The sequence below is a fragment of the Streptomyces niveus genome (genome assembly GCF_001723055.1).
Lineage (GTDB): Bacteria > Actinomycetota > Actinomycetes > Streptomycetales > Streptomycetaceae > Streptomyces > Streptomyces niveus.
In genome coordinates this window covers 33,298-42,892 of sequence record NZ_MDCR01000287.1, presented here as the reverse complement: position 1 = coordinate 42,892, position 9,595 = coordinate 33,298, and the positions used below count along the sequence as shown (strand labels likewise).

General features: G+C 70.7%; 9 protein-coding genes. 2 read left to right on the top strand and 7 right to left on the bottom strand.

The annotated features are described in order from the left end of the window. The 3 genes from BHU15_RS28645 to BHU15_RS28635 all read right to left on the bottom strand — a co-directional run. On the bottom strand, positions 1-908 hold a 908-nt coding region (locus BHU15_RS28645; protein WP_141726898.1), incomplete at its 3' end, for an NAD(P)H-binding protein. A gap of 83 nt (positions 909-991) precedes the next feature. After that, positions 992-1,582, bottom strand: a complete 591-nt coding sequence (locus tag BHU15_RS28640; RefSeq protein ID WP_069629818.1) for a hypothetical protein — start codon at positions 1,580-1,582, stop codon at positions 992-994. A 7-nt stretch (positions 1,583-1,589) separates the two neighbouring features. After that, positions 1,590-2,753 carry a DUF475 domain-containing protein gene (locus BHU15_RS28635; RefSeq protein ID WP_069629817.1) on the bottom strand — a complete coding sequence of 388 codons (1,164 nt, stop codon included), beginning with the start codon at positions 2,751-2,753 and terminating at the stop codon, positions 1,590-1,592. Positions 2,754-2,933: 180 nt separating this feature from the next. On the opposite strand from BHU15_RS28635, the gene BHU15_RS28630 reads away from it, so the two are divergent. Continuing rightward, positions 2,934-3,830: a SigB/SigF/SigG family RNA polymerase sigma factor gene (locus BHU15_RS28630; RefSeq protein ID WP_069629816.1), complete on the top strand. Its 897-nt coding sequence runs from the start codon at positions 2,934-2,936 to the stop codon at positions 3,828-3,830. Positions 3,831-3,899: 69 nt separating this feature from the next. Here BHU15_RS28630 and BHU15_RS28625 read toward each other — a convergent pair whose 3' ends face one another. Next, the gene (locus tag BHU15_RS28625) at positions 3,900-5,075 is read right to left on the bottom strand and encodes a PP2C family protein-serine/threonine phosphatase (RefSeq protein WP_069629815.1); all 1,176 of its coding nucleotides are present in this window, start codon (positions 5,073-5,075) and stop codon (positions 3,900-3,902) included. 116 nt (positions 5,076-5,191) lie between these two features. On the opposite strand from BHU15_RS28625, the gene BHU15_RS28620 reads away from it, so the two are divergent. Beyond that, positions 5,192-5,707: a MarR family winged helix-turn-helix transcriptional regulator gene (locus BHU15_RS28620; protein ID WP_023536478.1), complete on the top strand. Its 516-nt coding sequence runs from the start codon at positions 5,192-5,194 to the stop codon at positions 5,705-5,707. 127 nt (positions 5,708-5,834) lie between these two features. On the opposite strand, the gene BHU15_RS28615 is transcribed toward BHU15_RS28620, so the two are convergent. The 3 genes from BHU15_RS28615 to BHU15_RS28605 all read right to left on the bottom strand — a co-directional run bounded on the left by BHU15_RS28615 (position 5,835) and on the right by BHU15_RS28605 (position 9,294). Continuing rightward, positions 5,835-6,284, bottom strand: coding sequence for a response regulator (locus tag BHU15_RS28615; RefSeq protein WP_069629814.1), 450 nt, complete (start codon positions 6,282-6,284; stop codon positions 5,835-5,837). Beyond that, entirely contained in the window at positions 6,281-7,855 is a 1,575-nt protein-coding gene (locus BHU15_RS28610) for a sensor histidine kinase (RefSeq protein ID WP_438284992.1), read from the bottom strand. The genes BHU15_RS28615 and BHU15_RS28610 overlap by 4 nt, the downstream gene beginning before the upstream one ends. A gap of 137 nt (positions 7,856-7,992) precedes the next feature. Continuing rightward, on the bottom strand, positions 7,993-9,294 hold the full coding sequence (locus BHU15_RS28605) for a PP2C family protein-serine/threonine phosphatase (protein WP_079128437.1): 1,302 nt from the start codon (positions 9,292-9,294) through the stop codon (positions 7,993-7,995). Between the last annotated feature and the right edge of the window lie 301 nt (positions 9,295-9,595).

Sequence of the window (9,595 nt, the reverse complement as noted above, 5' to 3'; positions counted from 1 at the left end):
CCGGGCCCGTCGGGGACGAACCGCGCGATGTCGTGCTCGTGGCAGACGACCTCGTGGCGCAGCGACTCGGCGAGCGGCCGGGCGATCGAGCGGGGTACGGGGGTGACCAGTCCGATCCAGTGGCTGGACAGGGTCGGGGTGAGGACGGGCACGGGCATGATCAGCCGGCGCCGCAGCCCGGCGACGGAGGCGTACGCGTGCATCATGTCCAGGTACGTCAGGACGTCCGGGCCGCCGATGTCGAAGGCGCGGCTGACGTCGGCGGGCATCCGCGCGCTGCCGACGAGGTAGCGCAGCACGTCGCGTACCGCGATGGGCTGGATCCGGCTGCGTACCCAGCTCGGTGTGACCATCACCGGGAGGCGTTCGGTGAGGTAGCGCAGCATCTCGAAGGACGCGGAGCCGGAGCCGATGATGACGGCGGCGCGCAGCACGGTGGTGGGGACGGGCGAGTCGAGCAGGATGTGCCCGACCTCGGCGCGGGAGCGCAGATGGGGCGAGAGGTTCCGCTCGGGTACGCCGGCCGGGGTGAGTCCGCCGAGATAGACGACGCGCCGGACGCCCGCCGCGTGGGCCTGTTCGGCGAAGACGCGGGCGGCGTCGGCGTCGGTCCGCTCGAAGCCGGGGCCGGTGCCGAGCGAGTGGACGAGGTAGTAGGCGACGTCGATGTCCCGCATGGCGTCGCCGACGGACGCGGCGTCGGTGACGTCTCCGCGTACGACTTCGGCCCGGCCCGCCCACGCGTGGTCGCGCAGCTTCTCGGGCATACGCGCGAGACAGCGCACCCGGTGTCCGGCGTCCAGCAGTTCCGGTACGAGCCGGCCGCCGATGTAGCCGGTGGCGCCGGTCACCAGGCAGTGGAGGGCGGGCGCGCCGTCCTCGTCGGTCGCCGCGGCACCGTTCGTCATGAGGCCCTCCGTCGCCTGGGGTGCGTCGTCTCCACCCTGCCCCGCCGGGAGGAATTCCGCCCGGTCTGAGCCGGGAACACGGCTTACAGCGGCAGGAACGCCGCCGCCGTGGCCGCGCCCAGGGTGGCGCCCGCCGCCGTCTGGGCGAGGGAGTGGTAGCCGAGACGTACCCGGGACCAGCACACGGCGACGACCAGGGCGTACGCGGCGAGCCACCACGGGTGGTGGACAGCGGCGAGCATCGCGACAACCGCGGAGGCCACGGCGGAGTCCACGCTGATCTTCCATACGGTGTTGACCGCCAGCAGGACGACCGTCATCGCCCACAGCGCGGTCATCGCGACCAGGATGCCCGTGGGCGCCCCTCCGGCGGTCATGGCGAGCGCGCCGGCACCGATCGAGCCGAGGATCACCAGGAAGATCGGCGCCCGTTGGGTCCGGTCCACGACGTGCCGGTCGCCCCATCGGCCGCGCCCGCGCTCCCACTCGATGTACGCGGCGGGCACGATCCCGGCGCACAGCGCGCCCAGCAGTCCCCAGGGGACGCCGGTCCAGTCGCCGGCCGCCGCGGCGCCGATGCCGGTCATGCCGGCGATCAGGGTGTTGCGTGGCTGGAGCACGTCGGTGACGCGGCGGGCGGTCTCGGTGCCCGAGTGGGCGGTCTCGGTGGTCATGTACGGCTCACGCCAGGTCCGACGCGCGCGGCCGGCCCGCCGCGATCCGCCGGTTGCGCAGGACCGACGACCAGAAGGACAGCCCGATCAGGACGACGCCGATGAGGCCGGTGATGATCTCGCTGATCTGGTACTGAATGGTGATGAGCAGGATCAGGGCGAGGGCGCCGATCGCGTAGTGCGCGCCGTGTTCCAGATAGACGTAGTCGTCCAGCGTGCCCTGGCGTACCAGATAGACGGTGAGCGACCTGACGTACATCGCGCCGATACCGAGGCCGAGTGCCATCAGCACGATGTCGTTGGTGATGGCGAAGGCGCCGATCACACCGTCGAAGGAGAAGGAGGCGTCGATGACTTCGAGGTAGAGGAACATGAAGAACGCGGCCTTGCCGGTGACGGCGACCAGCGAGGGACCGCCCTTGCCACCCGGACCGGACGCGGCGCCCGTGCCCGTCTCACGCGGCTCTCCCGGCGGGATGACCTCCGCGTCGGCCTGGGCGTCCGCCTCGTCGGCGAGTCTGTTCTCGAAGAAGCTGGAGAGCCCGCCGACGATGAGATACGTGACGACCCCGGCGAGTCCGGAGGTGAGGACCGTCTGCGCCTTGTCGGCGTGCCCGCCGCCGTGCTGGTGGGCGTGGGTGGCGACCGTCATGGAGGCGATCAGCAACACGATCAACGAGAGGCAGACGGACAGCATCTCGACCTGTCCGAGCTTGGCCAGCGGTCGTTCGATCCATCCCAGCCACTTGGTCTCGCGGTCCTCGAAGATGAAGCTCAGGAAGATCATCAGCAGGAACATGCCGCCGAAGGCGGCGATCGACGGGTGGGCGTCGGTGACCAGTTGCTGGTACCGGTCCTTGTCGTCGACCGCGAGCTGCACCGCCTTGACGGGGCTGAGCTTGGCGGTGACCGCGACGATGATGACGGGAAAGGCGAGCCGCATGCCGAACACGGCGATGAGGACGCCGATGGTGAGGAAGATCTTCTGCCAGAAGGCACTCATCTTCTTCAGGATCCCGGCGTTGATCACCGCGTTGTCGAAGGACAGCGAGACCTCCAGCACGGTGAGGATCGCCACGACTCCGAGCGCGGTCCAGCCGTCGTAGAGCACCGCCAGCGCGAGGCCGAGCACGGTGAACCCGAATGCCCAGCCGAATGTCTTGAGTACCACGACTCACCAGCCTTCCGCGGACATGCTAGGCGATCTTCACTCAGTCATCCCGTTGAGAAGCAGCTCACGGGGTAACACTCTTGCCAGACGGCAACTATTAGGCCACCGTAGGACCGGCAGGGTTCTCAAGCAGTGGCCTCACAGCAGAGTGCCCCCACCGATGAAGGCGATGACGCAACGATGAGTACACACTCCCCCGCCGCTCCGGCACATCCCGGCAGCGCGCCGGCCACCACACGGACAGACTCGTCGAGCGGCGAGCTTCCCTGGATCGAGGACACGGGGAAGGTCTCCCCCCAGGACGCGCGGAAGCTCTCGAAGGTCTTCTTCGACCGGCTCCAGGTCCTCGAAGAAGGCACCCATGAGTACCAGTACGCGCGCAACACGCTGATCGAGATGAACCAGTCCCTGGTCAGATACGCGGCGCGGCGCTTCCGGAATCTGGGCAGCGGTGACATGGAGGACGTCCTCCAGGTCGGCACGATCGGTCTGATCAAGGCCATCGACCGCTTCGACCTGTCCCGCGAGGTGGAGTTCAGCTCCTTCGCCGTGCCGTACATCCACGGCGAGATCAAGCGGTTCTTCCGGGACACCACCTGGGCGGTCCATGTGCCGCGCAGGCTTCAGGAGTTGCGTACGGAGCTGGCCAAAGCACAGGACACGCTCACCGACACCCTGGGCCGCAAGCCCACCGTGGCCGAGCTGGCAGGGCATCTGGACCTCACCGAGTCCGAGGTCGTCGAGGGGCGCGTCGCCTCCAACGGCTACACCGCGGGGTCGCTCGACCTGCCCACCGATGGCGGGGACGACGGGCCGGCCGGCGCCGGGGGGCGCGCCTTCGCCGACACGCTCGGCGCGTGCGATCCGGCCATGGAGCTCGTCGAGGACTTCCACTCGCTGGCCCCGCTGCTGGGGGAGCTTGACGAACGGGACCGCGGGATCGTCGAGATGCGTTTCGGGCGCGAGATGACCCAGTCCGAGATCGGCGCCGAGCTGGGTGTGTCACAGATGCATGTGTCCCGGATGCTCTCCCGCATCCTGACGACCTTGCGCACGGGGATGCTCGCCGAGGAGTGACCCTGCCGTCCCCCAAAGCGTGCTGAAGAGGGGGTGCGGGCGCCGGTCGGGCGCCCGCACCCCCCTTTCTCAGCTCTGTGCCGGTCTGCCCGTCCAGTCGAGGCAGACCACCAGCGCGTCGTCCGTCGTGTCCGTCACGCGGAACTCGGCCAGCGCGCGCAGCAGGGCGCGGGGCGCCGTCGCCGCCGGGAGCAGACCGGTGGAGCTGATCGCGCGGGCCAGCGCCCGCTCGCCGTACGGCTCACCGTCCGGTGAGAGCGCTTCGTACACGCCGTCGCTCACCATCAGCAGCCGGTCCCCCGGCAGCAGGTCGAACTCCTGGGCCTCGTAGTGGGACTCCTCGAACATGCCGAGGGGCAGCTGTGCTTCGAGGGGGACGCGCTCGACCGTCCGGCCGCGCCGGCGCCACAGTTGCGGCGAGCCCGCGTCCACGACTTCCGCACGACCGGTCGCCAGCTCGAAACGCATCAGGAGGGTCGACACGTGCGAGGCGCCCCGGTGCTGCTCGTACAGGGCCTGATCGGCGAGGGCCGCCTGGCCCGCGATGTCGAGGCCCGAGCGGCGCGCGTTGCGCAGTGCGTTGACGGCGAGATTGCTGAGCAGGGACGCCTGGATGCCTTCGCCCATGCCGTTGGTGACGGCGACGGTCAGCTCCCGCGAGTCGACCGCCCAGTCGAAGTTGTCCCCGTGGATGGCGTACGCCGGCTCCAGCTGGGCGCCGATGGCGAACTCCTCGGCGGTGCAGGCGCGGGCGGGAAGCAGTTGCCACTGCATCTCGGCCGCGAGGGTGAGCCGGGCGATCCGGCGGGCCCGCTGGTAGGCGTCGGTATCGCGCTCGGCGACGAGGATCTCGTGCCCCAGGAGATCGGCGATGTGCGTCAGCTCGTCCACGGCCTCGGGGGTGGACCGGTCGCCGGGGAGCCGGACCGAGAGGATGCCGGTCCGTTCGCCGCGGACGGTCACCGGCAGATGGTGGTCGACGGCGTCGCCGTGCCGGACCTGCTGTTCACGCGGTTCCTGGCTGCCGAAGGCGCGGCCCTCGGGGCTGTTGTAGAGGGAGAGCGGCTGCTCCTGGCCGGGCGGCGGGTCGTACGGGGTGAGGACCGTGGCGCCGTAGTCGGCGAGGAACAGCTGTACGCGCGTCGCGCCGTGCGAGGCGGCGAGCCCGTCGCGGATCCTGTCCACGAGCGCGTACGGCGCGGCTGCCCGCACCGATCTTCCGAGTTCGTCGTCGCGTTGCGTCACGGTCTCTCAGACATTCTTGATAGGGGGACGGGGATGATCTCGCGGGCGGCCCCGGAGACGGGATCGGGAGCGGGGTAGAGCTGACAGAGGTCGCCGTCGGGTGACACAGTGGACGGATGTCCCCCCTCACCGGTCAGCCGCGTCCGCGCGAGAAGATGTCCGAGGCCGCCCGTGCCGCCTCGGAGCTGCTTGAGGTGTTGTGGGGGCGCGGCCAGGAAGCGGCGCCGTCGGGGACGGTGTCGCCGTCGCAGCTCAGAGCGCTGCTGGTGCTGGAGAGGTACGACGGGACGAATCTGCGCTCGCTCGGCAAGGCGCTCGGCTCCCGCCCTCCGTCGGTGAGCCGGCTGTGCGACCGGATGGAGGCACTGGGCCTGGTCGAGCGGCGCACCAGCGCGACCAGCCGCCGTGAGGTGGAGCTGCGGCTGAGCCCGCGCGGGCGCAAGGTGCTGGACGAGCACCGGGCGATCCGGGCACGGGAGGTCAGCGCCGTACTGGACGGCATGGACGACTCGGCCGTGGCCGCGCTGACGGAGGGACTGACCGCCTTCCACGCGGCGGCGTCCGCCCGGCTCGACGAGGCGGCCGAGGCGCGTCCCGCGGACGACCGGGGCTCGGCGGCGGACAGCGCCTGACGTCATCGCGCCCCATTTCGCGTGCGAGTGGTGTGGACGGTGCGGGGTTCGGAGGTCCGGTCCCGCCCAACTGTTTACGTAAGGCAACAGTCTCTGTTGTGAAGCTTAACAGCGCGGGGTGCCGCTCTCAGAACGCGCGCGGCAGCTTGACCACGGTCACGAAGAACTCGTCGATCTGCTGGACCGCCCTGATGAACTGCTCCAGGTCGACGGGCTTGGTCACATACGCGTTGGCGTGCAGCTTGTAACTGCGCAGAATGTCCTCCTCGGCCGCCGACGTGGTGAGGACGACCACCGGGATGGAGCTGAGTTCGGGGTCGGACTTGATCTTCTCCAGCACCTGCCGGCCGTCGTACTTCGGCAGATTCAGATCGAGCAGGATGAGGTCGGGGCGCGGCGCCTCGGTGTGGTCCTCGCGCTGGTAGAGGAAGTCCAGTGCCTCCAGACCGTCCCGTACGACATGCAGGGTGTTGCCGATCCTGTTGTCCTCGAACGCCTCGCGGGTCATGAGTTCGTCGCCCGCGTCGTCCTCGACGAGCAGGACTTCGACGGGCCGGGGCTGGGGGGAGGTGCTCATACGGTGCTTCCTTCGGTGGTGGTTCCCACGGTTTCCACTGCTTCTGCGGTTTCCGGGACTTCCGGGGCTTCCAGGGCTTCCGGGGTTCCCGGGGTTCCCGGGTCTTCCGGGACCGGGAGGGTGAAGGCGATACGGGTGCCGTCGGTGTGGGCCGTGTCGATCCATATCCGGCCGCCGCTGTGCTCGACGACCTTCTTGCACAGCGACAGACCGATGCCGGTGCCCGCGTACGCGTCCCTGGCGTGCAGCCGCTGGAAGATGACGAAGACCTTCTCGGCGAACTCCTCGGCGATGCCGATGCCGTTGTCGGTGACCGTGAACGTCCAGAAGCCGGCCTCGTCGTCGCGGTCCACGGTGACGGCGACGCGCGGTTCCCGGTCGGGGCGGCGGAATTTGACCGCGTTCCCGACCAGGTTCTGCCAGAGCATCGTGAGCAGCGTCGGATCGCCCACGACCTCGGGCAGCTCCGCCGGGCGCTCCAGCACCGCGCCGGTCTCCTCGATCGTCACCGAGAGATTGCGCACCGCGCGGTCCAGAGCCGCGTCGAGGGCGACCGGCTCCTGCGCGTCCTGGACCCGGCCGACGCGCGAGAAGGTGAGCAGGTCGTTGATCAGGATCTGCATACGCTTGGCGCCGTCGACGGCGAAGCCGATGTACTGCGCGGCCCGGTCGTCGAGCTGGTCGCCGTAGCGCTTCTCCAGCAACTGGCAGAAGGAGGCGACCTTGCGCAGCGGCTCCTGGAGGTCGTGCGAGGCGACGTACGCGAACTGCTCCAACTCCGCGTTGGATCGCCGCAGTTCGACCGCGCTCGCGTCCAGCTCGGCGGCCTGGCGGGCGAGTTCGGCCTCGTCGCGGCGGGACGTGGCCAGTTCGCTGACCACCCGCAGCCGCATGCCCTCCACGGCCGCCGCGAGGGTCCGCAGGTCGGCCGGTCCGTGCGCGGGGATGGCGTGGTCGAAGTCCCCGCCGGCCACGCGACGCGACGCGGTACGCACGGTGTCCAGCGGCCGTACCACCGTGAAGTGCACGAGGACGGTGATTGCCACCCCGGTCAGCAGGAACGCCACCAGGGCGGCGATCAGCGCCCGGTCGCGGTCCGAGCGGGCATCGGCGAACGCGGCCCGCGCGGCGCGCTGTTCCTGGCCGAGGTGCTCCTGCTGGGCGTTGAGCGCCGCGCGGACCCGGTCGAAGGCCTGTTTCGCCCCGGCGACCGACGCGGCGTCGTCGCCGGACACGCCCGCCAGCGCCGGGCCGGCGAACCCGGTGCGCCACTCGCGGGCCGCCCGGTCGACCGCGCGCAGGTCGGCGACCGGCCGGTCGAGTCCTTCGACCAGGTCGCCGAGCCGTTCGCGCGCCGCGCTCTCGTCGCTGAGGCCGCGCCGGTACGGCTCCAGCAGGTCCTCGTCCTTGGTCAGCTGGTAGCCGCGTACACCCGTCTCCTGGTCGAGGAGGGCGGCCTGGAGGCGGAACGCCTGGGTACGGGCCGGGGACACCTCGTCGATCAGATGGTCGCCGGTCTCGGTGGTGCGCACGAGCGTGGCGACGGCCACCGACCCCGCGCCCAGCGTCATGACGCAGAGGGCGGCGACGGCCAGCAGGAACCAGCCCTGGACCGTCAGCCGCCGCAGTATCCGGACCCGGTGGCCGAACGGGGGGCGCGGCGGCGGGGGCTCCGGCTCCCGGGCGGAGGGTCGTGCGGTCTCGGACATCAGGTGGCACCGTTCCATTCGAGGTGGAGCACGGCGACGTCGTCGGCCAGGCCGCCGCCGCTCGCCGCGAGTGTCTGCGCGGTGTGGATCAACGTGTCGACGAAGGGGTCGGCCGCTTCGTGCTGGTGGCGCCGGGCGATTTCCAGCAGCCCGTCCTCCCCCAGCCGTTCGAAGCCGGTGCCGATACGACCCTCGATGAGCCCGTCGGTGAACATCATCACCGCGCCCCGCCGGTGGACGGGGACCGCGGTCACGGGCCAGGACACCCGGCCGGGCAGCAGGCCGAGCACGGGACCGCCCGGCACCTCCTCCAGCCGCACGTCGCTGTCGGGCGAGCGGATCAGTACGCCGGGGTGGCCGGCGCGCTGAAGGTTCATGTGGTCCTCGGCCGGCAGCCGGGTCAGACAGGTGAGGGTCGCGAAGATCTCGGGGCCGGAGCGTTCGGCGACGAGGATCTGTTCGAGCAGCGCGAGGAGCTGCTGGCCACGGGCGCCCGCCAGGACGAAGGAGCGCCAGGCCACCCGCAGGCACACGCCGAGTGCCGCCTCGTCGGGCCCGTGCCCGGAGACGTCGCCCACGACCGCGTGGGTCATGCCGTCGGACGTCTGGACGACGTCGTAGAAGTCGCCGCCGAGCAGGGCCTGGGAGCGGCCGGGCTGGTAGCGGGCGCAGACGGCGACGCTCCGGTCGAGAAGGAGCGGGGTGGGCAGCAGGCCACGCTCCAGGCGGGCGTTCTCCTGGGCGCGCAGCCGGCTCGTCTGGAGGGCGGACGCGGCGAGTTCGGTGTGTTTGCGCTGGATCGCGTAGCGGATCGCGCGGACGAACAGGCCGGGCTCCACCCGTCCCTTGATCAGATAGTCCTGGGCGCCGGCGGCGACGGCCGCGAGACCGGCCTGCTCCTCGGCGAGCCCGGTCAGTACGACCACGGCCGAGCCGCCCGCGTGGACGATCACCCGTTCCAGGGCTTCGAGTCCCTGGGCGTCGGGGAGATGGAGATCGAGCAGGATGCACTGCGGCACCTCGGCCTCCAGCGCGGTGACCGCCTCGGCCAGTGTCCTGGCGAGGCTCAGCCTCAGCGGGATCCCGCTGTCGGCCACGAGTTCCTCGACCAGGAGCGCGTCACCGGGGTCGTCCTCGATGAGCAGCACCGTGGGCGGACGCCCGTTCCACAGGGCTTCCGCGGCTTCGTCCCCCCGCGCCGCGTCGCGGCCGGCGGGGATGTGGCTCCGTGCGCCGGGGGACGCGGGGGCGCCGGGTCTGCCTGGGGTGGATCTGACCGCTGTACTCGGGCGGGTGCCCATGGCAGTTGTTCTCCTCTCGCCACGGGCGCCGCGGCCCCGTGGGACCGACGGGTGCGTCCGGGTTGAGACTAAAGCGATCAGTTACCGCATGACAACATTTTCTTGGATCACCGTCGGGCGGCCGCCGGAGTACCCGGGAGAGATCCTGGCAGAGACGGGAACCGTACACACCGGTCGCACACAAAGTGATCCGCGCGGCGCCGGACGGCCGGGAGCGGGCTCCACGGGCGATCCGAATGAAAGGGTTCAGCACGGCACCGGAATTCGAGTGCCTGGCAGGGCAATGTGAGCGCGACACCTT

Bases quoted from the DNA above. Each gene is read 5' to 3' on its own strand.
- BHU15_RS28630 (WP_069629816.1), top strand. From the start codon at position 2,934: ATGAGTACACACTCCCCCGCCGCTCCGGCACATCCCGGCAGCGCGCCG.
- BHU15_RS28605 (WP_079128437.1), bottom strand. From the start codon at position 9,294: ATGGGCACCCGCCCGAGTACAGCGGTCAGATCCACCCCAGGCAGACCC.
- BHU15_RS28610 (WP_438284992.1), bottom strand. From the start codon at position 7,855: ATGACGCTGGGCGCGGGGTCGGTGGCCGTCGCCACGCTCGTGCGCACC.
- BHU15_RS28620 (WP_023536478.1), top strand. From the start codon at position 5,192: ATGTCCCCCCTCACCGGTCAGCCGCGTCCGCGCGAGAAGATGTCCGAG.
- BHU15_RS28640 (WP_069629818.1), bottom strand. From the start codon at position 1,582: ATGACCACCGAGACCGCCCACTCGGGCACCGAGACCGCCCGCCGCGTC.
- BHU15_RS28615 (WP_069629814.1), bottom strand. From the start codon at position 6,284: ATGAGCACCTCCCCCCAGCCCCGGCCCGTCGAAGTCCTGCTCGTCGAG.